The sequence below is a fragment of the Spirillospora sp. NPDC048819 genome, assembly GCF_040650055.1.
Taxonomy (GTDB): domain Bacteria; phylum Actinomycetota; class Actinomycetes; order Streptosporangiales; family Streptosporangiaceae; genus Spirillospora.
Window position 1 is genome coordinate 21,202 of record NZ_JBEZGN010000018.1, and the last position, 25,066, is coordinate 46,267.

The 25,066-nt window shown below is 71.3% G+C and carries 26 protein-coding genes; 11 read left to right on the forward strand and 15 right to left on the reverse strand.

Annotation, left to right across the window (positions count from 1 at the left end; translation table 11 throughout):
• Nucleotides 1-603 carry a TetR/AcrR family transcriptional regulator gene (locus AB0C35_RS23425; RefSeq protein WP_358459217.1) on the reverse strand — a complete coding sequence of 201 codons (603 nt, stop codon included), beginning with the start codon at nucleotides 601-603 and terminating at the stop codon, nucleotides 1-3.
• Nucleotides 604-683: 80 nt separating this feature from the next.
• Between AB0C35_RS23425 and AB0C35_RS23430 the strand changes: the two genes are divergently transcribed.
• Nucleotides 684-1,457, forward strand: coding sequence for an SDR family oxidoreductase (locus AB0C35_RS23430; protein ID WP_358459219.1), 774 nt, complete (start codon nucleotides 684-686; stop codon nucleotides 1,455-1,457).
• 5 nt (nucleotides 1,458-1,462) lie between these two features.
• On the opposite strand, the gene AB0C35_RS23435 is transcribed toward AB0C35_RS23430, so the two are convergent.
• On the reverse strand, nucleotides 1,463-2,302 hold the full coding sequence (locus AB0C35_RS23435) for an SUKH-4 family immunity protein (RefSeq protein ID WP_358459221.1): 840 nt from the start codon (nucleotides 2,300-2,302) through the stop codon (nucleotides 1,463-1,465).
• A gap of 73 nt (nucleotides 2,303-2,375) precedes the next feature.
• Between AB0C35_RS23435 and AB0C35_RS23440 the strand changes: the two genes are divergently transcribed.
• Nucleotides 2,376-2,798, forward strand: a complete 423-nt coding sequence (locus AB0C35_RS23440) for a YbaB/EbfC family nucleoid-associated protein (RefSeq protein ID WP_358459223.1) — start codon at nucleotides 2,376-2,378, stop codon at nucleotides 2,796-2,798.
• Here the strand turns inward: AB0C35_RS23440 and AB0C35_RS23445 are convergent.
• From AB0C35_RS23445 to AB0C35_RS23475, 7 genes are read right to left on the reverse strand one after another with little or no spacing between them, the layout of a single operon-like run.
• Nucleotides 2,776-4,857: a hypothetical protein gene (locus tag AB0C35_RS23445; protein ID WP_358459225.1), complete on the reverse strand. Its 2,082-nt coding sequence runs from the start codon at nucleotides 4,855-4,857 to the stop codon at nucleotides 2,776-2,778. The two genes, AB0C35_RS23440 and AB0C35_RS23445, sit on opposite strands and share 23 nt — an antisense overlap.
• Nucleotides 4,858-4,889: 32 nt before the next feature.
• Nucleotides 4,890-5,735 carry a nucleic acid/nucleotide deaminase domain-containing protein gene (locus AB0C35_RS23450; protein ID WP_358459227.1) on the reverse strand — a complete coding sequence of 282 codons (846 nt, stop codon included), beginning with the start codon at nucleotides 5,733-5,735 and terminating at the stop codon, nucleotides 4,890-4,892.
• The gene (locus AB0C35_RS23455; protein WP_358459229.1) at nucleotides 5,732-7,654 is read right to left on the reverse strand and encodes a hypothetical protein; all 1,923 of its coding nucleotides are present in this window, start codon (nucleotides 7,652-7,654) and stop codon (nucleotides 5,732-5,734) included. Before AB0C35_RS23455 ends, AB0C35_RS23450 begins: the two co-directional genes overlap by 4 nt.
• An 18-nt stretch (nucleotides 7,655-7,672) precedes the next feature.
• The gene (locus tag AB0C35_RS23460; protein WP_358459231.1) at nucleotides 7,673-8,293 is read right to left on the reverse strand and encodes a nucleic acid/nucleotide deaminase domain-containing protein; all 621 of its coding nucleotides are present in this window, start codon (nucleotides 8,291-8,293) and stop codon (nucleotides 7,673-7,675) included.
• On the reverse strand, nucleotides 8,286-8,780 hold the full coding sequence (locus AB0C35_RS23465) for a hypothetical protein (protein WP_358459233.1): 495 nt from the start codon (nucleotides 8,778-8,780) through the stop codon (nucleotides 8,286-8,288). Before AB0C35_RS23465 ends, AB0C35_RS23460 begins: the two co-directional genes overlap by 8 nt.
• Before the next feature lie 3 nt (nucleotides 8,781-8,783).
• Nucleotides 8,784-9,110, reverse strand: a complete 327-nt coding sequence (locus tag AB0C35_RS23470; RefSeq protein WP_358459234.1) for a hypothetical protein — start codon at nucleotides 9,108-9,110, stop codon at nucleotides 8,784-8,786.
• Complete coding sequence (locus tag AB0C35_RS23475; protein ID WP_358459237.1) at nucleotides 9,107-9,550, reverse strand: YbaB/EbfC family nucleoid-associated protein; 444 nt, start codon at nucleotides 9,548-9,550, stop codon at nucleotides 9,107-9,109. Before AB0C35_RS23475 ends, AB0C35_RS23470 begins: the two co-directional genes overlap by 4 nt.
• Before the next feature lie 336 nt (nucleotides 9,551-9,886).
• Between AB0C35_RS23475 and AB0C35_RS23480 the strand changes: the two genes are divergently transcribed.
• The 7 genes from AB0C35_RS23480 (at nucleotide 9,887) to AB0C35_RS23510 (ending at nucleotide 17,009) form a co-directional block, all read left to right on the forward strand.
• Nucleotides 9,887-10,360: a nuclear transport factor 2 family protein gene (locus AB0C35_RS23480; RefSeq protein WP_358459240.1), complete on the forward strand. Its 474-nt coding sequence runs from the start codon at nucleotides 9,887-9,889 to the stop codon at nucleotides 10,358-10,360.
• A 138-nt stretch (nucleotides 10,361-10,498) separates the two neighbouring features.
• A complete protein-coding gene (locus tag AB0C35_RS23485; RefSeq protein WP_358459243.1) occupies nucleotides 10,499-11,725 on the forward strand; it encodes a hypothetical protein in 1,227 nt (408 codons plus the stop codon).
• Nucleotides 11,725-12,510: an SDR family oxidoreductase gene (locus tag AB0C35_RS23490; protein WP_358459246.1), complete on the forward strand. Its 786-nt coding sequence runs from the start codon at nucleotides 11,725-11,727 to the stop codon at nucleotides 12,508-12,510. The genes AB0C35_RS23485 and AB0C35_RS23490 overlap by 1 nt, the downstream gene beginning before the upstream one ends.
• 22 nt (nucleotides 12,511-12,532) lie before the next feature.
• A complete protein-coding gene (locus tag AB0C35_RS23495) occupies nucleotides 12,533-13,678 on the forward strand; it encodes a sulfotransferase (protein ID WP_358459249.1) in 1,146 nt (381 codons plus the stop codon).
• A gap of 191 nt (nucleotides 13,679-13,869) precedes the next feature.
• Complete coding sequence (locus AB0C35_RS23500; protein ID WP_358459252.1) at nucleotides 13,870-14,652, forward strand: class I SAM-dependent methyltransferase; 783 nt, start codon at nucleotides 13,870-13,872, stop codon at nucleotides 14,650-14,652.
• Nucleotides 14,653-14,697: 45 nt separating this feature from the next.
• A complete protein-coding gene (locus tag AB0C35_RS23505) occupies nucleotides 14,698-15,573 on the forward strand; it encodes a hypothetical protein (RefSeq protein WP_358459255.1) in 876 nt (291 codons plus the stop codon).
• A 131-nt stretch (nucleotides 15,574-15,704) separates the two neighbouring features.
• On the forward strand, nucleotides 15,705-17,009 hold the full coding sequence (locus AB0C35_RS23510; RefSeq protein WP_358459258.1) for an alpha/beta fold hydrolase: 1,305 nt from the start codon (nucleotides 15,705-15,707) through the stop codon (nucleotides 17,007-17,009).
• A 26-nt stretch (nucleotides 17,010-17,035) separates the two neighbouring features.
• Here AB0C35_RS23510 and AB0C35_RS23515 read toward each other — a convergent pair whose 3' ends face one another.
• The 5 genes from AB0C35_RS23515 to AB0C35_RS23535 all read right to left on the reverse strand — a co-directional run bounded on the left by AB0C35_RS23515 (nucleotide 17,036) and on the right by AB0C35_RS23535 (nucleotide 21,174).
• Complete coding sequence (locus AB0C35_RS23515) at nucleotides 17,036-17,863, reverse strand: hypothetical protein (protein WP_358459261.1); 828 nt, start codon at nucleotides 17,861-17,863, stop codon at nucleotides 17,036-17,038.
• Complete coding sequence (locus AB0C35_RS23520) at nucleotides 17,860-18,786, reverse strand: ATP-binding cassette domain-containing protein (RefSeq protein ID WP_358459264.1); 927 nt, start codon at nucleotides 18,784-18,786, stop codon at nucleotides 17,860-17,862. The genes AB0C35_RS23515 and AB0C35_RS23520 overlap by 4 nt, the downstream gene beginning before the upstream one ends.
• A 117-nt stretch (nucleotides 18,787-18,903) precedes the next feature.
• Complete coding sequence (locus AB0C35_RS23525) at nucleotides 18,904-19,260, reverse strand: tetratricopeptide repeat protein (RefSeq protein WP_358459582.1); 357 nt, start codon at nucleotides 19,258-19,260, stop codon at nucleotides 18,904-18,906.
• 91 nt (nucleotides 19,261-19,351) lie between these two features.
• A complete protein-coding gene (locus AB0C35_RS23530) occupies nucleotides 19,352-20,011 on the reverse strand; it encodes a response regulator transcription factor (RefSeq protein ID WP_358459266.1) in 660 nt (219 codons plus the stop codon).
• On the reverse strand, nucleotides 20,008-21,174 hold the full coding sequence (locus tag AB0C35_RS23535; RefSeq protein ID WP_358459268.1) for a histidine kinase: 1,167 nt from the start codon (nucleotides 21,172-21,174) through the stop codon (nucleotides 20,008-20,010). Before AB0C35_RS23535 ends, AB0C35_RS23530 begins: the two co-directional genes overlap by 4 nt.
• Before the next feature lie 215 nt (nucleotides 21,175-21,389).
• Between AB0C35_RS23535 and AB0C35_RS23540 the strand changes: the two genes are divergently transcribed.
• Together AB0C35_RS23540 and AB0C35_RS23545 are read left to right on the forward strand one after the other, a co-directional pair.
• Complete coding sequence (locus tag AB0C35_RS23540; protein WP_358459269.1) at nucleotides 21,390-23,993, forward strand: MFS transporter; 2,604 nt, start codon at nucleotides 21,390-21,392, stop codon at nucleotides 23,991-23,993.
• 18 nt (nucleotides 23,994-24,011) lie between these two features.
• The gene (locus AB0C35_RS23545) at nucleotides 24,012-24,242 is read left to right on the forward strand and encodes a hypothetical protein (RefSeq protein ID WP_358459271.1); all 231 of its coding nucleotides are present in this window, start codon (nucleotides 24,012-24,014) and stop codon (nucleotides 24,240-24,242) included.
• A gap of 27 nt (nucleotides 24,243-24,269) precedes the next feature.
• Here the strand turns inward: AB0C35_RS23545 and AB0C35_RS23550 are convergent, their stop codons facing one another.
• On the reverse strand, nucleotides 24,270-24,950 hold the full coding sequence (locus tag AB0C35_RS23550; protein WP_358459273.1) for a helix-turn-helix domain-containing protein: 681 nt from the start codon (nucleotides 24,948-24,950) through the stop codon (nucleotides 24,270-24,272).
• Nucleotides 24,951-25,066: the final 116 nt, after the last annotated feature.

Here is a 25,066-nt window from a genome sequence, read left to right on the forward strand (position 1 = left end):
CTATGCGGCTGGAGGCGGCCAGGCTTTCAGGGCTAGGGCGGCGACCTTGAGTAGGGCGGGTTCGGTTGCGCCGTCGCGGGCCTGTTGGGACATGCCTTGGATGACCGCGCCGAAGTAGTGCGCCAGGGCGTTGGGGTCGGCGTCGGGCGGGAGTTCGCCTTGCTGCTGTGCCGCCTTCAAGCGGGTCTTGAACAGGCCGAGGTTGGTGTTGCGGAGGTCGCGTAGGTAGGTCGCCACTTCGGCGTCCTGTGGTGTGACGTTGGTGGCGGCGCTGATGATCAGGCAGCCGGCCGGGTGCGACGGATCGGGGTAGGCCGCCGCGGCCTCGCGAAGGATGCGGGTGAAGGCGGCGTGGGTGGTGGGTTCTTCGGCCAGGGCCTTGCCGATGAACGCGCCTACAGGGGAGCGTCCGTAGACCTCAACAACCTCCTTGAACAGGGATTTCTTGTCGCCGAAGGCGGCGTAGAGGCTGCCGGGCCTGATGTTCATCGCCTCGGTGAGTTCGCCGACGGACGTGGCTTCGTAGCCGCGCTCCCAGAACAGCCGTGTGGCCTGGGCCAGGGCCGTGTCGCGGTCGAAGGTGCGTGGGCGTCCTCGTGCCATGGCCTCATTGTAGAGCGCTCGCTCAAGAAATCGTGTTACCGTCTTTGTTGAGTGATCGCTCAAGAGATGAGGAGACCAGCATGGGCGCGGGTTCGTTGGACGGCAAGGTTGCGCTGGTCACCGGCGGGAGCAGGGGGATCGGGCGGGGGATCGCCGAGCGGCTCGGGCGGGACGGGGCCGTGGTGGCCGTCGGGTTCGCTCGCCAGAAGAACGCCGCCGACGAGGTTGTTGAGCGGATTCGTCAGGACGGTGGCCGGGCCTTCCCGGTTCAGGCCGAGCTGGGCAGGCATGGGGACGCGGCTGCGCTGTGGGCGGCTTTCGACGCGGAGGTCGAGCGGCACTCGGGGCGCGAAGGAGTTGACGTCATCGTCAACAACGCGGCGATCGGTCGTAGTTCTGACTTGGGCTCGCTAACGGAGGACGAGTTCGACGAGCTTTTCGCGGTGAACATCCGGGCGCCGTTCTTCATCGTCCAGGAGGGGGTGAAGCGGCTCCGGGACGGGGGACGGATCATCAACATTTCCAGTGGCGTGGCCCGGCTGGCAATGCCGGAGATCATCGCCTATGGGGCCACCAAGGGTGCTCTGGACAACTTCACCCTCAACCTGGCCAAGGAGCTCGGGCCGCGGGGGATCACGGTCAACTCGGTTGCGCCCGGGATCGTCGACACCGACACCAATGCGGGATGGTTGCGGGGAAACGCGGAGGCAGAGGCTTATGCCGCGTCGTTGGCCGCGCTGGGGCGGGTCGGACAGCCCGAGGACATTGCCGGGGTTGTGGCGTTCCTCGCCTCCGAGGATGCGCGGTGGGTCACCGGGAGGGTGATCGATGCGACCGGGGGTGCCGGGTTGTGACGCCGTCAGGGGGTGGCGGCGTGTTCGATCAGTTCCAGGAGGCCGGCTTCGCGTTCTTCGGCGGTGGCGCCGTAGTCGTGGCTGTAGGTGAATTCGGCGTTGGTGAACTGGTTGAGCCACATCGCGCAGTAGTTGCCCGGCATGAAGCAGGGCTCTAGTTCGGTGTAGACCCGGGTGACCTGTTCGGGGCGGACGCCTTGGGACGAGAGGCGTTCCCAGAGGAGGTGTTCGGGGTGCTCGACGCCTACTTGCGTCTCTTCGGTTTCGATGTGTTTGCGGCCGTCCGGTTCCTCGATCTCGAAGGCGACGGAGGCGGGGAAGCTCAGGGCGTGCCGGATGAGTTCCAGGACGCGCGACCACCAGGACTCGTCGTCCTCCAAAGCGGTGGCGTCCACCTCAAGGAGGCGGGCGCGGAGGTCCCGGAACACGTTCACTGGGTCTTGCCGACCGGGGTCGCGGAGGACGGGGATGGCCTTGTCCAAAGCCAAGAGAGACTCAAGAAAAGACGGGACGTCGGCGTTCACGTGCAAGGGCGCGATGTCGGCCACGACGAACACGGCCTGGACGGTGCCGGACGGGTCGACGCAGATCTCGGCGCCCTGGTCGGTTCCGAGACGGCACCAGGACACGGCGTCCGGCGGAATGTGCGGTGCGTCGATCGAGGCCGCGAAGTCGCCCAGGGGGAGCGGTTCGTCATCGGTGGCGGAGAAGTAGGGGGCCACCTGTGCCGGGAGGCCGGCCTGCAGGGCGGTGCGGGCCGTGTCGGGCAGCGGCAACCCGGTCGTGTCCAGGTGCCGCAGAGTGCCGAAGTGCCCCGTCAGGCGGGTTCCGAGGTCTTCCGTCATTACGCCAGTCTCTCAGCCGTCTGGGCGGGGCGGTTAGGCTCCTGTGGGACGTGTCGAACAGGGAAGGTGGGCCGTGGAGGCGGGCGAGTTCGAGCGCATGTTGGCCGAGGCGCGCAAGACGCTCGAGTCGATGCGCCGGGGTGGCGAAGCGGCGGAAAGCGCGGAGGCGGAGCCTGTCGAGGGGGTCGGGGAGGCCGCCGAGGGCAGGGTCAAGGTGACCGCGGCCTCCGGCGGGAGGCTCAAGGACGTGGAGATCAATCCGCGGGCCATGCGGATGTCTCCTGAGGAACTCGGCGCGCACCTGGTGACGGCCGCGAACGCGGCGCTCCGTGATCTGCGTGGCAAGGCCGCGGAGGCGGCGGGGGACGCGGTGGACATCGCGGCGCTGGGCAAGCAGGTCGACGAGATCCAGACCGAGGGTCTGCGTCAGATGGCCGTGTTCAACCAGGCTCTCAACGACGCCCTGTCGAAGATCAAGGGCGGTCCGGCTCGGTAGGACGGTGCAGGCGCAGCGTCGCCGTGCCGTGGGGGCCCGCTATGGCCAGCAAGCCCTCGGGGGTCAGGGCCAGGGCGTTGACGGTGAGGCCCAGGTTCATGACGCGTTCGTCGCCGGTCAGCAGGTCCCAGATGCGCATGTGGCCGTCGGTCCAGGCGACGACCGCGACCGGGCCGGACGGGAGCGGTGCGAAGGTCGCGGCGGTGACGCCCGTGTTGCGGCGGATGAGCGGTTCGTCCACCGGGGGTTCGCCGACCGTCCACAGCCGTACGGTGCCGTCGGCGCCGCCGCTGATGAGGCTGAGGCGGCCGCTGCGGCCGTGCACCCCGGTCACCGCCGTCACCGGACCTTCGTGCAACTGCTGGACGAGGGCCTGCTCAGGGGCGGTGGCCTCCCACACGTGCACCTGCCCTGACGTGTCGCCGGCGACGAGGTGGCCGGGGCCGGCGGTGCCCACGGCTGTCAGTCCCTGCCACGTTTTGAGGGTGTCGCGGACGGTGCTCGCCCCGACCTGCCCGGAGCCGTTGTCGACCGTCTGGTTGAGCAGGCCGCTGATGCGGTCGGCGCGGCTCTCGGACTTGGTGACGGCGCTCGCCCGGACGGTGCGGTGCGCGTCCAGGTGAAGGACGGTGCCGTCCGCGAACCACAGCAGCCCCCAGATCTCGGGTGTGCCGCCGGTGATGCGCCCGATCGGGGTTCCGGTCGCCGCGTCGAGGGTGTGCAGGGTGCCGTCGGCGGCGGCGACGAGGAGCGCGTCGTCGCGGTGGGCGAGTGCGGAGACGGGGCCCGTCCACCCTTCGCCGCGGACGTTGAACCAGCCGGGCTCCCAGGCGGTGGACGCGTGCGCGGCGAACCGGTCTGCGAGTGGGGCGTCGGCGCGGAGCAGGGCCGACAGTCTCAGCAAGGCGGCGCGTTCGGCGGGACCCGGGGTCGTCAGGAGGCCGGGGCCGACCGCTCGCCAGACGGGCCAGACGACGGGGTCGTCCAGCGATTCGAGGACCGCCGTAGCGGTTCGCGGGTCGGTGTGGACGAGTTGACCCGCGTCCGCCACCAGGCGTTCCGCCACGCCTGTGACGGCCGCGTGGCGTAGCAGGTGCGTGGTGACGTACGGGGTGGCCCCGGCCCACTGCGGGGTGCCGGAGGCGTCCTTCGGGACCTGCTCGTAGAGGGCGCGGCCGATCGTGTGCTCGATCTGCGCGTGGAGTTCCGGTGTCCGCTTGCCCAGGATCGCCTCCCGGAGCGGACGCAAGCCGATCTGGAAGGAGTCGTCGACGCGGGTGACGAGTGGTGCGGCGAGGCCGACGGATGCGCGGGCCCGTTCCGCGTCACCGGTCAGCGCCGCCGTGAGCCTTGTCCACAGCGCGCCGTCGATGAGCCCGTACGCGGACGCGAGCACCTGAAGCGCGGGTACGGCGTCGGGTGGGACGCGGTCCAGCCACCGTTCGGGGACGTCCTCCGACGCGCCCGCGGACACGGTGAGTTCGGCCATGCCCACGTTCGGGAACAGGGCCTCGGCATGAGGTGCGCCTCGCAGCCACGCCGAGAACGCGGCCCGGTCGGTCAGTTCCGGATCGTCCAGGTGGACGACCTCGGCCGGGACGGTGAACGCGGAGAGGAACTCGGCGCGCCCTTCGACGAGCAGCCGGACGTGCTGGAACTCCAGCAGCGGGTCCAGCAGCCCGGTGATGATCGCGGGGGCGGCGGAGCCGTCGCAGGACGGGCCCGACTCATCCAGTTCGGCGACCACGACGGTGGCGGGGCGGCGGTCCGCGGCGATGCCGGCGACGACGGCCTCGGGGGAGCCGCCCGCGACCGACAGTTGCTCCGCCAGCGCCCACGCCAGCGTGTGCGAGGTCATGCCCCGCGCGCTGATCATGGCGTGCACGGCGCGGACGGGGCCCGCGTCGGCGAGCGCCGCCCAGGCCGTCAGATGGCTCTTGCCGGTGCCGGGCGCGCCCGTCACGGCGCAGAGCCGGGGACGCAGGACGTCGGTGAGCCACGCCCGGACGGCCGCCGCGGCGGGGTCCCGGCCCGCGCCGATGGAGGGCGCCTGGTTCATCTCGACCGGTGTCGACACTGTGATCCGCTCCGTCAGGTTTCCTGTGCGGCCTGCTGCATGAGTTCGAGGATGCCGCGTTCACGCTCGTCCGCCGTCGCGCCGTAGTCGTGGCTATACGTGAACTCCGCGTTGCGGAAGCGGCTGAGCCGCATCCGGCAGTAGTTCCCGGGCAGGAAGCACGGCTCCAGTTCGGTGTAGACGCGCGTCACCTGCCCTGGTGCGATGCCCCGGGCGTCTAGGCGGTCCCAGATGAGACGCTCGGGATGCGGCAGGCCGACGCGGGCCTCTTCGGTCTCGACGTGCCTGCCCCCACCCGCGTCCTCGTACTCGATGGCGGCGGCGAACGGGAAGCTCAGGGCGTGCCGGATCTGCTCCAGGACGCGCGGCCACCACGCCTCGTCGTCCTCCAGCGCCGGTTCGTCGATGCGCAGAAGCGTCCCGCGCAACTCGCGGAAGATCTCGGCGGGGTTCCGGTCGCCGGGGGCCGCGAGCGTCGGCAGGTACCGGTCGAGTGCCAGGAGGGACGAGACGAAGGCCGGGACGCCGGCGTTGACCGTCATCGGCGGGGCGGTCGCGGTGACGAACACGGCCTGGACGTCCCCGGCGTCGCTCACGCAGATCTCGGCGCCGTGGTCGGTGCCGATGCGGCACCAGCCGGACGCGGCCGGTTCGGCGTCGGGGAAGCCGACGGTCGCCGCGTATTCGCCCAGGGCGAGCGGCTCACCCGTCGAGGCGGTGAAGTACGGGCCGACCTGGAGCGGGAGCCCTGGGTCCGCCAGCGCGCCGGCCGCCTCGTGCGGCAGCCCTCCCGGCATCTCCGCGGCCGGGATGCGCCGCAGACCTTGCGGGCCGAAACGCGCGATGATCTCAGCGGTCATCTGGAGGTCCCCTCGGCGCCGGTGATCCGGGCCAGGGCGGTCTCGGCCGTGGCCTGGTAGGCGCGGTCGGTGGCGATGACATCGGTGCTCCGGCCGCCCGCCAGGACGCGGGGGCTCGTCGCGATCTCCCGTATGCCGGGGAGCGCCGGTGCCGCGTCCGCGCCGATCTCGCCCAGGCATTGCACGGCGAGCATTCCGGTCGGGGTCGCGGACACGGCGTCCACCAGGAGCGGCAGCGTCCGCGCGGTGTCGCCCGTCACGTGCTGGATCACGGCCGCGGCCTCGGGCGTGGTGTCGTCCAGCAGCGGGAGCGCGGGTTCGGCTGCGGCGCCCAGGGCGAAGAGGCGTTCGGCGTCCTCGTCGTCCAGGCCGGAGCGGAGGGGCCCGCTGAGGAACCGCAGCGGCTCTTCGCCGTCGCCGGTGATCTGCCAGATCGCCCATGCGGCGTTCTGGCTGACCTGCGGGCCGTGCTTGCGTCCGAGGTGGCGGCGCAGGACGGGAACGGCGTCCGAGGCGGCCGGGCCCAGCGCGGCCAGGGCCTGCGCCACGGCCGGGACGGCCTTGCGGCGTTCCAGGAGGGAGATCATGTCCGGCAGCAGCGGCAGCGCCCGGTCGCCCCACGCGGCCAGGCCCGCCATGACGCGCGCGAGGTGGTTGCCCGCGAAACCCGTGCCCTTCTTCGGGTCGGCGAGGAACTCCCGGACCGGGCCGAGCAGCGCGTCGGCGTGCTCCTTCATGCCGTCCAGCGCCGCGGCCGGGTCGAACGACAGGCGCGGGTCGGCCAGGTCCGCCGCCAGCGCCGGGACGCAGCGCGCGTCGCCGGCCCGGGCCAGTGCCTCCAGCGCGCTGCCTGCGACCAGGTCGTCGGTGTCGTCGAGGAGCGGGACCAGACGGTCGGCGACGAGGGTTATGTCCGGGCCGCCCTGCTTGATCTCCCAGACGGTCTCCCGGACGACCTCGTTCTCATCGCTCGTGAGGAGTTCCGCTAGCGGAAGGAGCAGCTCGGCGGGACCCGCCCGCCAGGTGCGCATGACCTCGCCCGCGCGATGGACGGCGTCCAGCCGCTTCTCCGCGTCGGTGACGGCGAGCGCGTTCCGTGCCAGCCGGAGCTGCGGGGCCGGGTGCTCGCTCAGCGCGGCCGTCAGGAAACCGGTGCGGCCGCCGTCGCGGACCCACAGCTGACCGTCCAGCGCCGACTCGTCCGCCTGGATCTCGGCGGTGACGGCGTCCAGGAGGTCGTCGTCCAGGCCGTCCACGTGGCACCACACCAGCGCCACCGCGGCGGCCGCCCGCACCTCGCGTCGCGGGTCGGCGGCCCGTTCCCTCAACCAGCCGAGCGGCGGGTCGTCCCGGTCCGCGCAGATGTCGCCGACGCCGAGGACCATGCTCGCGGCGGCGCCCGCGTCCTCCTCCGCCTCCGCCTTCTCCCGGAGGGGACGGACGAGGTCGGGGTCGTGGTCGGGGAAGTCGGCGAGGGCGACCGGGGCCGCGGCGCGCACCGCCGGGTCGCCGTCGTCCAGCAGGCTCAGCAGCGTCGGGACGCCCGCCTCCACGGCGGCGCGTGCCTCGCGCGCCCACTCCAGGACGGTCGCGAGGTCGGGCTCGTCGTACTCGTCTTCGTCGTGTTCTTCCAGGTCCCACACGGCCCCGGCGATGTCCGACAGGAGCCCGATGATGCCGGGACGGTGATGGGTGCCGTGGCTGGAGACGAGGTCGAACAGGACGGCGACGGCCGGCACCGTCGCCGGATAGACCCAGCCCTGGTGGTAGATGGTGCCGGACAGGTCGTACAGGGCGCGTTCGGCCACCGCCGGGTCCGCCGACCCGGCCTTCTCCAGCGTGTCCGGCAGGGTGGTGGCGGCGCCGTAGGCGTGGGTGAGGCCGGCCCAGTCGGCCGCGTCCCGGAACCGGCCGCTCATCCCCGCCCCCCGGTGGGCTCAGAGCGAAGCGGCATGTCGCTTGACCGCCGAGTTCGCGCTGGACTTGGAACCAGGTATGTCATTGTCGTAAGGGTAGCTGTAGGTCACGTCGACCTTGTTGCGGAAGTATCTGGGTATCCATTCCTCACACCATGCGCCGGGCACGTCGCACGGCTGGCGCTCGGTATAGACCTCTTTGAGCTTGCCGCCCCGTTCGAGGATCTCCATGCCGGCGCGCTTCTCCGAGTGCCGCCCGTCGCTTCGCGCGACCATGATGCGTTCTTCGCCGTTTTTGTCGATGTAGCGGAACGCGGCGAAGTTGCGGCCCGACTTGTCACCGGAATGACGGCGGGCGTCGTCGACCGCGCGGGCCAGGTCGTTGCTGTCCCGGTCGACCTTGCGGGTTCTGACATTGGGACCGGTCTGGCCCTTCTCGCCGTCCTTCCGGTCCTTCATGTTGTACTTCTTGGAGAGCGGGCCCTCCCGCGACTTGTTCGGGTGGATCAGCTCGTACTCGCGGGTGCGGCCGCTGCGGCTGCGGAACGTCCGGGTCTCCGAGAGCACCTTCGAGATGACCTTCGCGCCGGCCGCGTTGCCCCTGCCGCCCCCGGGCCGGCTACCGCCGCGGTTCTTAGCCATTGAGCAGCGCCTCCACCGCCATGCCGAGCAGCTGGTCGATGATCGCGCCGGTGATCATCTTGAAGATCGGGATCTCCAGCAGGGACGCGCCGAAGGTGACCACCGCGGTGGCGATGGCCTGCGCGATCTGGATCGCGAGGATGATCAGCTGGATGATCACGTTGATCTTCAGGACCAGGATGATGATGCCCGCGATCAGCAGTCCGGCGCCGACCAGCATGCAGTCGGTCCCGGCGTCGCGGATGTTGGCGGACGCGGCCTCGTCGTCCGTCCACGCCTTCTGGAACGCCTCGAAGTCCTCGCCCTTGTTGGCCGTCCAGACGCCCTGCGCCACCGCGTCCGCGCCGGCCGACGCCGACTGGAGACCGCCGCCGAAGGAGATCCACGTGCCGCCCATCTCCATCAGCTTCGTCTCGTCGCCCTCCGGCCAGGTGTAGCCGAGCATGCCGAGCAGGCTGATGAGTTCACCGGGCAGTTGCATGCCCATGGGCTACCCCAATGCCTTGCTGATGGAATTGACCGTCTGGACGTTCGACTCCTCCATCGTGGAATAGTTCTTCGCGACCGCTTCGAGTGCCTTGGCGCGTTCGCTCAGCTCCTCGGCGTTCTCCTTGAAGCATTTCATCGCCGCTTCGAAGCAGGCGCTGTGCGCGATTCCGATGAGCATTCCGAGATCGTCGCCGCCCCATGGCTCGCCATAGCCGGTGATCTGCGACTCGAACTGCTGCACCTGCTGGCTGAACTGTTCCGCGGCCTGGGTGAGGCCGCCGGCGGACGAGGTGAGCTGCTCGGTCGATACCTGGTAGCCGTCGGTCATCGCCGTCCCCCGTGCAACTGGGCCATCAGGTCCGCGATCGACTGTGTCATCTGCTGCATCTGCCGCATGCTCATGTCCTGGACCGCGCGTGCGCGGGCCGTGAGCTGCTCGGTGTCCGCGCCGGCGGGCAACCTCGCCGGATCGGCGCGAAGCCCCTGGAACGCGGCGTTCACGGCCTCCGCGACATGCTCCCCGATCTCCTCGGCGGGCATCCGCATCGCGCGCGGGGCGAGGTCGATGCTCTCGATCTCCCCGCCCGCCGACACGGTCGCCCGGACCAGCCCGCCCGCCGCCTCGCCGTGCCCCTTGGCGGACGCCTCGGCGGACGCGCCGCCCGATCGTTCGCCGGATCCTTCGCCGCCGCTCGCACCCCGCGTCCCGAGCACGGCCCGCGTCTCGTCGAGCAGATGTTCCAGTTCGCTGCCAGGGATCCCTGCCATCGAGAACCCACCCCCTGATTCGGTCGCCTCAGAGATCATAATCAATCGGGACGAATGTTGGCTAACGCCCCAAATAGATCCGAGCGGAGCTCGTCGATTGATTGGTGGTGGTTGGGAGCTGGAGGACGGTGAACAGGGGACAATGGTGAGGGTGAGGTAAGTGAAGGGTGACAATGGTCACGAGGGCTATTGGTCTGAGGTAAGCCGCATTCGGCACATGATCGCCCAGTCCGCCCAGTCCGGCGCGGCCCTTCCGGCGCGTCAGCGGAGGGCGACGGTCGGTGAGAGTAGAACCTGTTCTTGTCTTCCGCGGCCGAGGCGAGCAGGCTGTGTCGCATGGACCTGGTCACTCTGGAAGAGATCCGGCAGCTGAAGTACCGCTACCTGCGCTGCGTCGACCTCAAGCTCTGGGACGAGTTCGCCGGCGTGTTCACCGAGGACGCCGTCGCGGAGTACGACACCCCGGTGCTCGGCAAGACCCTCAAGCTGGAGGGACGGGACGCGATCGTCGACTACATGCGCGGCAACCTCGGCGCCGACAAGATCTCCACGCACACGGCGGGCGCCCCCGAGATCGTCGTGGACGGCGACCACGCGACCGGCACGTGGTCGCTGGACGATACGATCATCCTCGTCGAGCATCGCCTGCTCATCCGGGGCGCCGCGTTCTACCACGACGCCTACCGGCGGGGCGCGGACGGGCAGTGGCGCGTCGAGCGCACCGGGCACGTGCGCACCTACGAGTACATGGTGTCGCTGGACGACATGCCCAGCCTCAAGTTCACCGCCGGAGTCCCCGACTCCCGATGACCGGGACCGGCGTTGACGGTTCTTAGAACGAGTTCTAGCGTCCGTCCAACGGTGAGTCCCCCGCATCCGCCGCGTCCGGCGCGGCCCGCGGGGGGCTCGTCCACCCGACGCGATGTCGCGATCCCAGGGGAGCCCGGCGTGACCATCGACTCAGCCGCAGGCAAGACCGACCGTCCCGGCGACGGTTCGGCCACGCGATCGTTCGCCGAGGCGATCGCCGAGGCCGAGCAGATCATCCGCGCGGCGCCGCATGTCAAGACCGACCAGGACCTGGCCGAAGGGCTGGACTACCTCGCCGGCAGCATCAAGGCGTCGCTGCACATGGTCCAGGCGTACCAGCACGAACACCCGTACTTCGCCTCGTCCACCGGGCCGTACACCAAGCTCGGCCTCGACAACCCGGACACGCTCTACTTCCACGCCTACATCCGGGACGACGCCGAGTACGTCGTCACCGGGCGGCGCGGCACCACCGCCGACCTCAGTTTCCAGATCATGAACGGCGACTACTCGCCGACGCAGTCGCCCGACAGCCTCACCGCCTTCGACGACCGCGAACTCGACATCGCCGAGGACGGCACGTTCCGGCTCCGGTTCGGCCCGCCGAAGCCGGACCCCGGCCCCGGGTACGTGGCGGTCGCCCCGGGGTCCGCGATGCTGATCGTCCGGGAGGTGTTCAGCGACTGGGAGAACGAGCGGCCCGGCGAGATCCGCATCCACCGCGCCGACACGCTCGGCGCCTCCCCGCCGCCCGTCCCGTCCGACCGGATGGCCCGCCGGTACGAGGTGGCGGGGAAGATGCTGCTGGCGCGGCTGCGCACGTTCCTGGCCTTCCCCGAGTGGCACTACCTGCAGCTGCCGGTCAACACGCTCACCGAGCCGCGCCCGACGCCCGGCGGGCTGGCCACGCAGTACTCGTCCGTCGGCCACTACGACCTGGACGACGACGAGGTCATGGTGATCACCGCGCCGGCGGCCGACCGCGAGGTGGCGCCGTACCAGGGCTTCCAGCTCGGCAGCATGTGGTACGTCTCGCTCGACTACATCAACCACCAGACGAGCCTCACCGCCGACCAGGCCCGCGTGGACGACGACGGCATGATCCGGTACGTGGTCAGCGAACGCGACCCAGGCCTCGCCAACTGGATCGAGCGGACCGGGCATCGCCGCGGCTACCTGCAGTTCCGCTGGCAGCGGCTCACCCGCGCGCTCGGCGCCGGAGACGGCCCGTCCTTCGAGGTGATGCCGTTCGGCGAACTGCCGGACCGGCTCCCCGGCTACGAGCGGCAGCGGGTCACCGAGCGGGAGTGGAAGGAACGGATCACCGCCCGCCAGGTCGCCGTCGCCCGAAGGATGCTCGGCTGATGGCGGCGGAACTCCTGGAAGGCCGGGTGGTCGTCGTCTCCGGCGTCGGCCCCGGCCTCGGACGCGGCCTCGCCCTCCAGTGCGCCAAGGCGGGAGCCGACGTGGTGCTCGCCGCGCGGAACGAGGAGCGGCTCGCCGAGGTCGCCAAGGAAGTCGGGGAAATCGGGCGCCGCGCGGTCACCGTCCCGACCGACATCAACGACGCGGCGGCCTGCGAACGGCTGGTCGAGACGGCGCGGGACTCGTTCGGACGCGTCGACGGCCTCGTCAACAACGCGTTCGCGACACCGCCGCTGAAGGACCTCACCAAGGTCGACCTCGACGCGGTGAGGCGCGGTTTCGAGACGAACGTGCTGGCCGCGCTGCACCTCACCCGCCTGTTCGTCCCGGCGCTCGAAGAGACCGGCGGGTCCGTCGTGATGATCAACTCGGCGGTGCTGCGGCACTCCAGGCGGACGTTCGGCGCCTACAAGATGGCCAAGGCGGCGCTTCTCGCGATGGCGCAGAACCTCGCGACCGAACTCGGCCCGCGCGGCGTCCGCGTCAACACGATCGCCCCCGGATACATCTGGGCCGAGAACCTCAAGTGGTACTTCGACCACCTCGCCAAGAAACGCGGCGTCACGGCGCAGCAGATCTACGACGAGAACGCCGCGACCACCGACCTGCGCAAGCTGCCCGACCCGGACGAGGTCGCCGACGCCGTGGTGTTCATGCTGTCGCCGCTGGCCCGCGCGGTCACCGGGCAGTGCCTGGACGTCAACTCCGGCGAATGGCACCACTAGCACCATCAGGAAGGGCGCACCGATGACCCCAGGTCGCGACAGCGTGGGCACGGTCGAGGACCTCCACGCCTCGGCCCGCAAGATCACCGGCATGGACGGCTTCGGCGAGGACGACTACCTGGACGGCCTGAAGGTGCTGCTGGAGTCGTGCGCCAGGGACGCCGGGTTCACCCCGCTCGGCAACAAGGCCCAGCGGGCGATGCTGCGCGGCGCGCTCGCCGCCCGCCAGTTCTCCGAGGCGGCGTGGGTGCGGCATCCCGAACACGCCGGCGTCCCCGTCGAACGGCCCATATTCGTCACCGGGCTGCCCCGCACCGGCACGACGGCGCTGCACCGGCTGCTCACCGCCGACCCCGCCCACCAGGGCCTCGAACTGTGGCTGGCCGAGGTGCCGCAGCCGCGCCCGCCCCGCGCGACGTGGGCGGACGACCCGGTCTTCCAGGCCATCGACGCCGGATACCGGCGGCACCACATCGAGAACCCCGAGTTCATGGGCCTGCACTACATCTCGGCGGACACGGTCGAGGAGTGCTGGCAGCTCCTGCGCCAGAGCATGCTGTCGATCTCCTTCGAATGCCTGGCGCACCTGCCGGCGTACTCGTCCTGGCTCGCCGCCCGGGACTGGACGCCCGCCTACCGCAGGCACCGCCGCAACCTGCAGCTCATCGGCCTGAACGACACCGGGCGGCGCTGGGTCCTGAAGAACCCCAGCCACCTGTTCGCCCTGGACGCCCTGCTCGACGTCTACCCCGACGCGCTGATCGTCCAGACGCACCGGGACCCGCGCACCGCGATGGCGTCCATGTGCAGCCTCGCCGCGCACGCCACCGCCGGATGGTCGGACGTCTTCACCGGCGCGACGATCGGCCGTGACCAGCTGGACCTGTGGAGCCGCGGCCTCGAACTGTTCCGCGCCGAACGCGCCCGGCACGACCCCGCGCAGTTCCTGGACGTCCACTACGACGACTTCGTCCGCGACCCCGTCGGCACGGCCGGGGGCGTCTACGAGCACTTCGGCCTGCCGTTCGGCGACGACGCCCGGACGGCGATGACGAACCTGCACCACGAGAGCGCCACCGGCGCCGCCAGACCGGCCCACCGCTACGCACTCGAAGACTTCGGCCTGACCCCCGAACAGGTGGACGAGCGTTTCAGCGGCCTCGTTTAGCGGTGAAGCGGCCTCGTTCAGCGGTGAACAGGTAGGCGACAACCGTGTTCGTCAACGCGAGCGGCCGGCCCGGTGACCGGGCCGAGAACCTGAGTGAGCATCCGATGGCGGGGTAAGGCCACCCGTGCCATCATGACCGCCCAGGTACTGGACGCTGCCTTCCCGAAGTTCACTTTTGGGGGACGAGCCCGATGACCGAACCGCTTCCGCCGACGCGCAGGAATCGCGCGAGCCTGGCCTACAAACTGCGGTACGCCGCCCAGAACCCCGACAAGATCCGGACTTACGCGGCCAGGTTGGCCCGCGATCTGAAATTCCGCGTCTCCAGCCGCGGCCATGTCGCCTACTACCGGGCCGTCATGAAGTCCGACACGGCCAAGAACCCCGAGGCGGCCGTCGGCAGCCGGTCCCATGAACGCTGGCTCAAACTCGGCCAGATGCAGTTCGACTACCTGCGCGGACACGGCCTCAAGCCCGATGACCGGATGCTGGAGATCGGCTGCGGCAACCTCCGGGCCGGGTGGCGCTTCATCGACTACCTCGACTCCGGCAACTACTACGGCATCGACATCTCGCCCGACATCCTGCTCGCCGCGCAGAACACCCTCGTCCGGCAGGATCTGCGCGACAAACTTCCGCATCTGACGCTCGTCAACGACCTGAAGCTGCAGTTCCTGCCGTCCGAGCACTTCTCGGTCGTCCACGCGCACAGCGTGTTCAGCCATTCGCCCCTCGACGTCATCGACGAATGCCTCGCCAACGTCGGCCGCGTCATGGCACCGGGCGGCTTCTTCGACTTCACCTTCGACCGCACCGAAGGGAGCGAGCACCACGTCCTCCGCGAGGACTTCTACTACCGCACCGAAACGCTTACCGCGCTCGCGGAGAAGCACGGTTTCACCGCCCGCTTCATGGACGACTGGGAAGAACTCCCGCACGGCCAATCCAAAATCCGCGTCACGCGCCCCGGCTGACGGCTGCGTGGAACCACGGGCCGCGTCCGGGCCGTCCAACTCGGTATGAGAGGCCGAAGGCTCGTCGTCGGGGTCATCGGCCTGCTGGTCGTTGCAGGCCTCGCGGTGGTGTTCCGCTCGGGTTTGCCCGGCGACCCGCACGTGCCGCTGGGCAAGCCCGGCAAGACCGTGGATGCGGAACTGCTGGAGTTCTACCAGTACGGCGGCGCCGGTCTCCCGCCGCTGGCGACCGTGCTGCGCAGCCGCACCGACGCGATGGCTGTGCGCGGTTGGTTCGCGGCTTCATCGACCAACGACGCCCTTCGGTTTCAGGAACTCGTCCTTCGGCGCGACTACGGCCGGGAGGTCGTGCTGGTGTTCTCCTTCGGCAGCGGCTGCACCAGCGCGTCGGGTGTGCGCCTCAACAGCAGCGGTACAGGTCTGCTGGGGGTGGAGCTCACAGGGACGGACACGTGGGAGGAGTGTGCCGCGCCGTTCGACAACCTGGCCGTTTTCGCGGTGGACAAGGCGAAGGTGCCGGACGACGCCGCCTTGGGCGGCTCGCGGCTGGGACGGGTCGATCCGGTGAGCCCGGCGGAACTGCTGGAGTTCGAGAAACTCGCGGACCGGCCGCCGGGCTCCGCGCGGGCCGCCGAGGTGAGCCAGCCCGACCAGTTCGAAGCCTTCGTGAAGCCGTTGCCCGCGGGGATCGCGACTCTGCTCGGCCTTGACGGCGATCCCCGGAACGAGTCCGCCGACCGCCGCTTCGCGTTCGTCGTCTCCGGCTGCCGCGAGAAGACCGCGATCATGACGATCAGCCCGGAGCGCCTGGCCGCCGAGCCGGTCGGCGGTGACGGCGCCCGATGCGAAGACCCCGAATACTACGTCGCGGTCTTCGAGATCGACGGCCGGTACGTGCCCGGGACCGCCGAGATCGGGTGAGGACCGGGCGCGGCTCCTGCCTCCGGTGCCGCTGATTGGGTGCGGGCACAGTGTGGGGGCGGAAGCCTTGACGGTGGCCCCCCATGATCGGACGCTTTGGGCCCGGATGGTCACTAGAGGGGTCCGTTCCGATGCTCCGAAGGCTTATCGCCCTGTTCTGCGTCCTGCTGATGTCCGTGTCGGTCATGTCGCCCGCCCACGCGGACAGACGTCTGGACGTCCCGCGTCCCGTCGTGTTCGTGCACGGGTTCAGCGGCTCCGCCGGCCAGTTCGAGACCCAGGCGCGGCGCCTGGCCTCCAACGGGTACCCGGACCGGTACGTCGAAGGCCACGAATACGACTCGACGTTCAGCACGAACACCGTGGAGCAGGTCTTCGCGTCGCTGGACGAACGCATCGCGCGGCTCCTCGACGAGACCGGCGCCGACAAGGTCGACCTGCTCGCCCACTCGCTCGGCACCGCCCTAATGCAGAGCTACCTGCGGAGCTCACCCGCGCGGGCGGCGACCGTCGCGCATTACGTCAACCTCGACGGCGCGACGGCGGAGAGCCCGCCGGGCGGCGTCCCCACCCTGGCCGTGTGGGGTGAGGGATCCACCGAACGCCGCATCGGCGGCGCCGCCAACGTGTACTTCTCCGGGCAGTCCCACACCCAGGTCGTGACGTCGCCCGAGACGTTCGCGCGGTTCTACGAGTTCGTCAACGGCCGGGCGCCGCACACGACGTGGATCATCCCGCAGGCGCGCATCTCCCTGTCGGGACGCGCCGTCCTGTTCCCGTCCAACGCGGGCGCGGACGGCGCGCGGCTGGAGATCTACCGGGTGAACCCGGGCACCGGCGAACGCCTGGGGCACACCCCGCTCGCCGCCTACCCGCTCACCGGCGACGGATCGTGGGGCCCGTTCGAGGGGTGGGGCGACGCGTACTACGAGTTCGCGGTCGTGTGGAGCGAGACGTCCGTCCACCACCTGTACTTCCAGCCGTTCCTCCGCACCGACCGGCTCGTCCGGCTGCTGACCAGCCGCCCCGGCGAGGGCCTGTCGGGGCTCGTGGAGACCGGCGACCACCACTCCGCCCTCACCATCAGCCGGCAGAAGGAATGGTGGGGCGACCAGGGACAGGCCGGCGACTCCCTGTACGTCAACGGACGGCAGGTGCTGAACGTCGCGAACGCCCCGCGCACCAAGCGCGTCATCGGGATCTTCGCCTACGACGCAGGGCGCGACCGCGTCACCGACCTGACCGAACCCATCCCGGCGTTCTTCGCCACGCCGTTCATCACCGGCATGGACGTCTACCTCCCGGCCGGCCGGCGGCCGACCACGATCGTCTCCCTGCCCCGCGGCGGCCACGGCCGCGCTGACGCCCTGGCCGTCCCCAGCTGGCCGTCCAGCGAGCACCGCATCTCCGTCCAGCTCAACGACCATCCGAACTGACGGCGAACTGACGGCGGCCGTGCCCGTCAGGCGTCGCGGCGGTTCAGCGCGACGTGTCCGGCGGCGAGCGCGGCCGCCGCCCAGGCGGCGAGGATCAGCAGGCCGAGCACGGGCGGGTACGCGTCGGACTCCCCGCGCATGAAGGCCGCGCCGGCGACGGCGGGCAGGAAGTCCGCGACGCGTTCCATCGCGGTGATGCCGCTCGCCTGCAGGCTGGCGGGCACCACCAGGACGATCAGGAAGATCACGATCAGCGTGCCCACCGCGCTGCGCAGCAGGGCGCCGACCCCCAGGGAGAACACGCCGATGACGGACATGTAGACGCCGACGGCGAGGACGTCGCCGAGCCAGGCCGGGAACTCGAACTCTCCCCAGTGGCCGAGCAGCGGCAGGGCGGCCAGCGACCCGGCCGCCGCGAGGACGATCCCGGCCAGGCCGCCGATGACGGCCACGACCAGGGTCTTGGCCGCCAGCACCTCGCCTCGCCGCGGGATCCACTGGAGCGTCGCGCGGATCGTCCCCGTGGAGTACTCGCTGGTGATCAGCAGCATGGCCAGCCCGATCAGCACGAACTGGACCAGGTCCACCGCGCCGATCGCGATCGTCCCGGCCCCGACGACGCCCTTGTCGTCCGCGGGGTCGTCGTTCTCGTTGGCGTTGACGGTGAAGATGGCGAGCTGGAGGCAGGCCAGCCCCATCAAGACGGCCGCGCCGAGCAGGTTCCACCAGGTGCTGCGGACCGTCCACGCCTTCGTCCACTCGGCGGCCACGGCGCCGGGCAGGCGCCCCCCGCTCGCGGCGCCCGCCGCGTCCGTGGCGGCGCCCCGCGGGCGGCCTTCGGTGGTGACGGTCATCGGGTCTCCTCCTGGGACGCGGCGAACTCGACGCTTCCCGCGGTCAGCTCCATGTAGGCCTGTTCGAGCGTGGCCTCCTGCGGGCTCAGCTCGTGCAGGAGGAGGCCGAGGCGGTGGGCGAGCTCACCGACGGGTTCGACGGTGGTGCCCGAGAGCAGCAACTCCCTGGGCGAGACCATCTCCGCGGTGACGCCCTGCCGGGTCAGGTGGCCGGCCAGTTGCCGCAGGCCCTCCGGGTGCGGCCCGCGGACCTTGACGCGGTGCCGGGAGCTGCCCGCGAGGATCTCCGCGATCGGCGCGTCCGCGATGAGCCTGCCCTTCCCGATCACCACGAGGCGGTCGGCGGTCAGCTCCATCTCGCTCATCAGATGACTGGACACGAAGACCGTGCGCCCGCCCGCGGCGAGAGAGCGCATCAGCTCCCGCACCCAGCGGACGCCGTCGGGGTCCAGCCCGTTCACGGGCTCGTCGAACATCAGGACCGGCGGGTCGCCGAGCAGCGCCCCGGCGATGCCGAGCCGCTGGCTCATCCCCAGCGAGTACGCCCCGGCGCGCTTGCCCGCGACGTCGGTCAGCCCCACCTTGGCCAGCACCTCGTCGACGCGCCGCCGGGGAATCCCGTTGCTGCGCGCCATCGCCAGCAGATGGTTTCGGGCACCGCGGCCGGGATGGACGGACTCGGCCTCCAGCAGCGCCCCCACCTCGCGCAGCGGATGCCGGAACTCCGCGTACCGGCGGCCGGAGACCAGCGCCGTCCCGGCCGTCGGCTCGTCCAAGCCCATGATCATTCGCATGGTGGTGGACTTCCCGGCGCCGTTCGGCCCGAGGAAACCGGTCACCAGACCCGGTTCGATCTTCAAGGACAGGTCCGCCACGGCGGTCGTCCCGCCGTAGCGTTTGGTCAACCCGGAAAGGGTGATCACGCGTTCCCCCGCTCGTCGTCTACCGGAACGGTAGGAAGCGGCGTGAGGTGCGCACAGTGCCCGATCGTCGCCGGGCGCACCCGACTTTCGTCAGGTGCGCCCGGCACGCGGGAACGATCAGGCGAGGTCGGCGGCCGTGAGCGAGACGTCCACCTTCGACGCCGGCTCGACGCCCATGGCGGTGGCCAGCTTGCGGAAGACGCGCGCCTCGTCCGGGCGGCTGCGCCGCTCCAGGGTGCGGGCCAGCGCCTCGTAGGCCCAGCCGTTGGACGGGTCCAGCTCGACGAGCCGGCGGAACGTCTCCTCGGCCCGCCCGAGCTGGGCGCTGTGGAAGTACGCCCGGCCCAGCAGCTCGACGGCCGACCGGTTCTCGCCGTGCTCCGCCACGATCGGGGCCAGGATGCGGGCGGCCCCGGCGTAGTCCTTGGCGTCGAAGAACAGCGTCGCCCGCTGGAACTCCTCGTACGCGGTCATCATGGCCCCCTCTCCACGGATTCACCCCCAGGAACCGGGACGGCGCCCCCGTTGTTCCCGCGCGCAGGCGGCCGCACCCGGCGCGGGGGGCTCAGGTCACCAGGCCCCTGCGGTAGGCGTAGACCACGGCCTGCACGCGGTCGCGCAGGTCGAGCTTGGTGAGGATGCGCGACACGTACGTCTTGACGGTCTCCTGGCTGATCACCAGCGTCGCGGCGATCTCGCTGTTGGACCGGCCGTCGGCGATGAGGCGCAGCACCTCCAGCTCGCGCGGGGTCAGCGCGGTGTCGCCCGGCGTGTGCTCGGCGGGACGGATCCGCGCCGCGTACCGGCCGACGAGCTGCCGCGTCACCTCGGGGGCCAGCAGCGCGGCACCCGCCGCGACGGTGCGGATGCCGTGCAGGAGCTGCGCCGGCGGGGCGTCCTTGAGCAGGAACCCGCTCGCCCCCGCACGCAGCGCCTCGTACACGTACTCGTCCAGGTTGAACGTCGTCACCACGAGCACTTTGACGGGCTCCGCCACCCCGGCGCCGGCCAGCCGGCGGGTCGCCTCGATGCCGTCGAGGACCGGCATCCGCACGTCCATCACGACCATGTCCGGGTTCAGCCGGCGGGCGAGGTCGACCGCCGCGCGCCCGTCCCCGCACTCGCCCACCACCTCCAGGTCGGGCTGAGCGTCGATGATCGTCGCGAACCCCGTGCGGATCAGCGCCTGGTCGTCGCAGACCAGGACCCGGACCGGCGCGTTCACGACGGGCTCCCCGCGGGGATGCGCGCCCGCACGACGAAGCCGCCGCCCGCCCGCCGGTCCGCGCTGAACTCGCCGCCCAGGGCGTCGACCCGTTCGCGGAGCCCGGCGAGGCCCCGCCCGCTCCCGCCGGGAGACCCGCCGGGAGACGCCGTCCGTGAGCCGGAACCGTCGGTGCTGACCTCCACGGCGATCTCCTTCGCGCCATAGCGCACATGGGCCACGGTGCGGCTCCCGTGTGCGTACTTGAGGGCGTTCGTCAGGGCCTCCTGCACGACCCGGTAGGCCACGGACTCGGCACTGCCGGTGGACGCCGCCGGCGTGCCCTCCTCGGTGAACTCCACCGGCTGCCCTGCCCGGCGCGTCTGTTCCACGAGCGTGCGGAGCTCACCGGCGGACGCCGTCCCGGCGCCGGTGCCATGGTCGGGGTTGAGCAGGTCGAGCAGGTGCCGCAGGTCGGCGATGGCCCGCCGGCCGGTGTCGGTGACGGCGCTCAGCGTCGCGTCGAGCCGGTCGGGTGCGGCGGTCAGGTACCGTGCCGCCTCGGCCTGCACGACCATCGCCGTCACATGGTGTGTCACGACGTCGTGGAGTTCGCGGGCGATGCGGGTGCGTTCGGCGGCGCGGGTGGCCTCGGCGACGTGGCGGCGGCGTTCGGCCTCGGCGGCCCGGGTGGAGCGCAGCCAGGCCCCGATGCCCCACGCGAGGACCAGCGCCAGGTAGAAGACCGCGAACTCCTCCGGCTTCTCGGTCGAGCCGAGCCGGTGGAGCGCGACCGCCAGCGGCACGTACGCCGCGGACACGACGACCATGGTGACGCGCCGGTGACGTTCCAGATGGGCGCCCGCGCTCACGAGCGCGATGGGCAGCGCGGTGCCCGCCATCGCGTGGTAGGCGTAGAGCTGGTCGAGGGCGAAACCGAGCGATACCAGGACGAGGCAGACGGCCGGCCACCGCCGCCGCACGGCGAGCGGGAGGCATTCGAGGGCGACCACCGCGACGGCCGTCACGTCGAAGGGACGGCTCGGCAGGCCGTCGAACTGCGTCCCGTTGCCGTGGAAGGCCGGGAGGAGCGACACGGCGGCCAGCAGCAGCGCCAGGGGGAGGTCCCGGACCGTGACGTCACTCCGCCGCCACAGGTCCGGGACCCGCCGAAGCCCGATCACTGGGCGAGCGTAGCGGTCGCGGCGGCCCGTGCGGCGCGGCTTCGCGGGACCGGCCCGGCCGCGCCGGTGCGCCGGGCCGCCCGTCCGGACGGACGCGCCGCGGCCGATCTTTGATCTTGGCCGGGCGGGGAGGTGTGAGCTCCGGGAGGCGGGTAGCCACCTATCGGTGAACCACCTGGGGGTACGACCACTGCCTGCATTGGGGGCTGACCGTCATGGCGGATGATGCACGCCTGGGCACGTTGACCACGCGGATCCCGGCGCGCATGGACCGGCTGCCCTGGTCGCGCTTCCACTGGATGATCGTCATCGGGCTCGGGACGGTCTGGATCCTCGACGGGCTCGAGGTGACCATCGTCGGGTCCGTCGCGGCGCGGCTCACCGAAGAGGGCAGCGGCATCGAGCTGTCCGCGGCCCACATCGGGTACGCGGCGGCGATCTACGTGGCGGGCGCGTGCAGCGGCGCGCTGTTCTTCGGGCAGCTCACCGACCGGTTCGGCCGCAAGAAGCTGTTCATCCTCACGCTGGCCGTCTACGTCGTCGCGACGGTGGCGACCGCGTTCGCCTTCGCGCCCTGGTACTTCTTCGTGTGCCGGTTCGTCACCGGGATGGGGATCGGCGGCGAGTACGCGGCGATCAACTCGGCGATCGACGAGCTGATCCCGGCCCGCGCCCGCGGCCGGGTGGACATCATCATCAACGGCAGCTACTGGGTGGGGGCGGCGCTCGGAGCCCTGGCCGCGGTGGTCTTCCTGAACACGTCGATCTTCGCGATCGACCTCGGGTGGCGGGTCGCGTTCGGCGTGGGCGGCGTCCTCGGCCTGGTCATCATGTTCGTCCGGCGGCACGTCCCGGAGAGTCCGCGCTGGCTGTTCATCCACGGACGCGAGGACGAGGCCGAGCGGATCGTCGACCGGATCGAGCGCGAGGTCCGCGAGGAGACGCGGCAGGACCTGGAGGAGCCGGAGCAGAGCATCACGGTGCGGCAGCGCAAGGCCATCCCCTTCCGGGAGATCGCCAAGGTGGCGTTCAAGGTGTACCCGCAGCGGGCGGTGCTCGGGTTCGCCCTGTTCGTGGGCCAGGCGTTCCTCTACAACGCGGTGACGTTCGACCTCGGGACCATCCTGAGCACGTTCTTCGACGTGGCGTCCGGGACGGTGCCGTACTTCTTCGCCCTGTTCGCGGTCGGCAACTTCCTGGGCCCGCTCCTGCTCGGGCGGCTGTTCGACACGGTGGGCCGCAAGCCGATGATCTCCGGGACGTACTTCGTCTCGTCGGCCCTCACCGTCCTGCTCGCCGTCTTCATGGTGACCGGGGGACTGACGACGTGGACGTTCATGGCGCTGGTCGGCGTGACGTTCTTCTTCGCCTCGGCGGGCGCCAGCTCCGCCTACCTGACGGTCAGCGAGATCTTCCCCATGGAGACCCGGGCGCTGGCCATCGCGTTCTTCTACGCGATCGGCACGGCCGCCGGCGGCATCACCGGCCCGCTCATCTTCGGCCGGCTGATCGACACCGGGGACGCGAGCCTGGTCGCCATCGGGTTCTTCGTCGGCGCCGGGATCATGGCGCTGGGCGGCCTCGCCGAGCTGATCTTCGGCGTCCGGGCCGAACGGGCCTCGCTGGAGAACATCGCCAAGCCCCTCACCGCCGAGGAGGCCGAGGAGGCGCCGGCGGCCGAGCCCGGGGCCGGGCCGGCGCCGGACGTGCGGCCGGAGCGCCGCGCCGCGCTGGAGGCCCGCCGGCATGCCGAGGAGCAGCGGGCGCGGGCGGCCGAGCACCGCGCCGCCATCCACGAGGTGAGACCCCGCGCGGACGAGGGGGACCGCGGCGCCGCCGAACGGCTGCGGGTGGAGGAGGCCCTCGCGCAGACCGCCGAGTGGGAGGCCGAGCGGCTGACGGAGGAGGCGGCCGCCCATGACGGGCGGGTCGACGCCGAGGACGCCGGCACCGACACCGAGCGCCGCAGCGCACTGGAACGCGCCGCCGCCGCGGAGGAGCGTGCGCGTGCACTGCATCAGCGGATCGAGGCGCTGGCCGCCGCGAACCAGCGGGACGCGCAGACCCACGCGGCTTTGGCGGAGGCCGCGGCGGAGCGCGCGCGGGCCCGCGAACAGCATGCGATGGCCGTGGAGGCCCACGCCAGGGCGGCGGACCTTGAAGGGGCCGAGGCGGAGATCGCCCGCGGCCAGGCCGAGACCTTCGACCAGTGGGAGAAGATGCACGCCGAGACGGCGCGCGCGCACGTGGCGCGGGCCGAGCGGGACGAGGACGAGGCCGCCCGGCATGACCGGCAGGCCGACGTCCACCGGCTGCGCGCCGAATCGGCCGCCGACCGGATGGAGGCGGCGCAGCACCGCTCCGCCGCCGCGTCCCTCGCGGCCGAGTCGGGCACGGCCGGGCCGGCGCAGCGGGAGCACGAGGCGGCGGCGGAGCGGCAGCGCGCGGCCCGAGAACGCGACGAACGGATCCGCCGGCGCATCCTGCGCCGCGAGCGTCAGCGGCGCACGGGCCTGCGCCGGCTGCTTCCGGGGCCCGGCGAGACCTTCTACTCACCGGGGATGCTCGGGACGGCGAGCCGCTGGTCGTCCGACGCGGACATCGCCCTGGACCGCGAGGTCAACGCCATCGCGCAGGCGCTCAGCGAGCACGGGCCGACTAGCCGCCACCGGCTCGCCGAAGTGGTCGGCGCACGCTACTGGGGGCCGGGCCGGTTCCGCGCCGCACTGCGGGAGGCCGTCCACGAGGGCCTGGCCCAGCCGCAGGCGCGCAACAGGTACGCGCCGCCGCCCCGTCCCACCGACACGGACACGGACTGACCAATGATGCGCTGCCGATTGCTCGGACATGATTTCCGCTTCTCCGCCGAAGGCGAGACGATGCGCTGGCGCTGCGTGCGGGAGTGCGGAGCCGGGGGCGCGAAGGAGTACCCCACCGCGTCCGATGCGCGACGTTACGCCCGCGCCTTCGACCGGAAGGACCGCGAGGACTTGGGACGGCGCGCCCCCCTCATCGGCCTGTTCCCTCTGCGCCTGATCCGCGCCATGCGCAGGCAGCGGGACGCGTAGGCGCGGCCGCGGAGAGGCTGCGCCGGGTCAGGAAACCGCGGGGCCGGCCTGTGCGAGCAGGCCGTCGACCAGTGCGCGGAGTCCCTGCGGGTAGGTGTCGCCCTGGGAGACCGTGGCCCAGTGGTCGCCGATGGCGGCCAGGCGCGGTAGCCGGGACGCGTCGAGGCGGCTCAGCGACGCGGGACGCAGGTCGCCGGCCCGGCTGCGGGCGGTGTTGGCGCGGACGAGGATCTCGCCGGCGGTGTAGTACCAGATGCTCCGGAAGACGACGATGGCCTGTGCGGGTGTGCATCCGTAGTCCTCGGCGGCGGCCACGATGTCCTCGACCATCCACAGGGCCGACTCGTCGAGGAGGCCGAGGAAGCCGTCGGTGGTGACGATCTCCACGGCCCACGGCCAGGCCGCGGCGGCGTCGTGCATCGCGACGGCGGCCGCGATGATGCGGTCGCGCGGGTCACTGGGCAGCCGGGGGCGCTCGATCGTGCCGAGGTAGTGGTTGAGCACCAGGACCAGCAGGTCCTCCTTGCTCCGGACGTGGTGGTACAGGGTCGTCGCTCCGACGCCGATCTCGGCGGCCAGCCGCCGGACGGTCAGCCTCTCCCAGCCGTCCCGCTCGATGATCTCGCGGGCCGCCGCCACGATCTGCGCACGTGAGGTCAGCGGCGGCCGGCCGGTGCGGCCGTGCGGCGATGCGGTCGGTGAAGCCATCGTTCCATCATGCCCGGCCTGCGGAGCCGGTGCGGGTCCCGCCCTTCGCGCTCGACAGCGGACCGCCCCGATGTTACTTTCGGAACACGTTCGAAAAGTCCGGGAGGACAGGGGGC

Bases quoted from the DNA above. Each gene is read 5' to 3' on its own strand.
- AB0C35_RS23490 (WP_358459246.1), top strand. From the start codon at position 11,725: ATGGCGGCGGAACTCCTGGAAGGCCGGGTGGTCGTCGTCTCCGGCGTC.
- AB0C35_RS23465 (WP_358459233.1), bottom strand. From the start codon at position 8,780: ATGGGCATGCAACTGCCCGGTGAACTCATCAGCCTGCTCGGCATGCTC.
- AB0C35_RS23480 (WP_358459240.1), top strand. From the start codon at position 9,887: ATGGACCTGGTCACTCTGGAAGAGATCCGGCAGCTGAAGTACCGCTAC.
- AB0C35_RS23515 (WP_358459261.1), bottom strand. From the start codon at position 17,863: ATGACCGTCACCACCGAAGGCCGCCCGCGGGGCGCCGCCACGGACGCG.
- AB0C35_RS23500 (WP_358459252.1), top strand. From the start codon at position 13,870: ATGACCGAACCGCTTCCGCCGACGCGCAGGAATCGCGCGAGCCTGGCC.
- AB0C35_RS23525 (WP_358459582.1), bottom strand. From the start codon at position 19,260: ATGACCGCGTACGAGGAGTTCCAGCGGGCGACGCTGTTCTTCGACGCC.
- AB0C35_RS23505 (WP_358459255.1), top strand. From the start codon at position 14,698: ATGAGAGGCCGAAGGCTCGTCGTCGGGGTCATCGGCCTGCTGGTCGTT.
- AB0C35_RS23510 (WP_358459258.1), top strand. From the start codon at position 15,705: ATGCTCCGAAGGCTTATCGCCCTGTTCTGCGTCCTGCTGATGTCCGTG.
- AB0C35_RS23430 (WP_358459219.1), top strand. From the start codon at position 684: ATGGGCGCGGGTTCGTTGGACGGCAAGGTTGCGCTGGTCACCGGCGGG.
- AB0C35_RS23445 (WP_358459225.1), bottom strand. From the start codon at position 4,857: ATGAACCAGGCGCCCTCCATCGGCGCGGGCCGGGACCCCGCCGCGGCG.
- AB0C35_RS23470 (WP_358459234.1), bottom strand. From the start codon at position 9,110: ATGACCGACGGCTACCAGGTATCGACCGAGCAGCTCACCTCGTCCGCC.
- AB0C35_RS23550 (WP_358459273.1), bottom strand. From the start codon at position 24,950: ATGGCTTCACCGACCGCATCGCCGCACGGCCGCACCGGCCGGCCGCCG.
- AB0C35_RS23450 (WP_358459227.1), bottom strand. From the start codon at position 5,735: ATGACCGCTGAGATCATCGCGCGTTTCGGCCCGCAAGGTCTGCGGCGC.
- AB0C35_RS23460 (WP_358459231.1), bottom strand. From the start codon at position 8,293: ATGGCTAAGAACCGCGGCGGTAGCCGGCCCGGGGGCGGCAGGGGCAAC.
- AB0C35_RS23425 (WP_358459217.1), bottom strand. From the start codon at position 603: ATGGCACGAGGACGCCCACGCACCTTCGACCGCGACACGGCCCTGGCC.
- AB0C35_RS23475 (WP_358459237.1), bottom strand. From the start codon at position 9,550: ATGGCAGGGATCCCTGGCAGCGAACTGGAACATCTGCTCGACGAGACG.
- AB0C35_RS23540 (WP_358459269.1), top strand. From the start codon at position 21,390: ATGGCGGATGATGCACGCCTGGGCACGTTGACCACGCGGATCCCGGCG.
- AB0C35_RS23495 (WP_358459249.1), top strand. From the start codon at position 12,533: ATGACCCCAGGTCGCGACAGCGTGGGCACGGTCGAGGACCTCCACGCC.
- AB0C35_RS23455 (WP_358459229.1), bottom strand. From the start codon at position 7,654: ATGAGCGGCCGGTTCCGGGACGCGGCCGACTGGGCCGGCCTCACCCAC.
- AB0C35_RS23435 (WP_358459221.1), bottom strand. From the start codon at position 2,302: ATGACGGAAGACCTCGGAACCCGCCTGACGGGGCACTTCGGCACTCTG.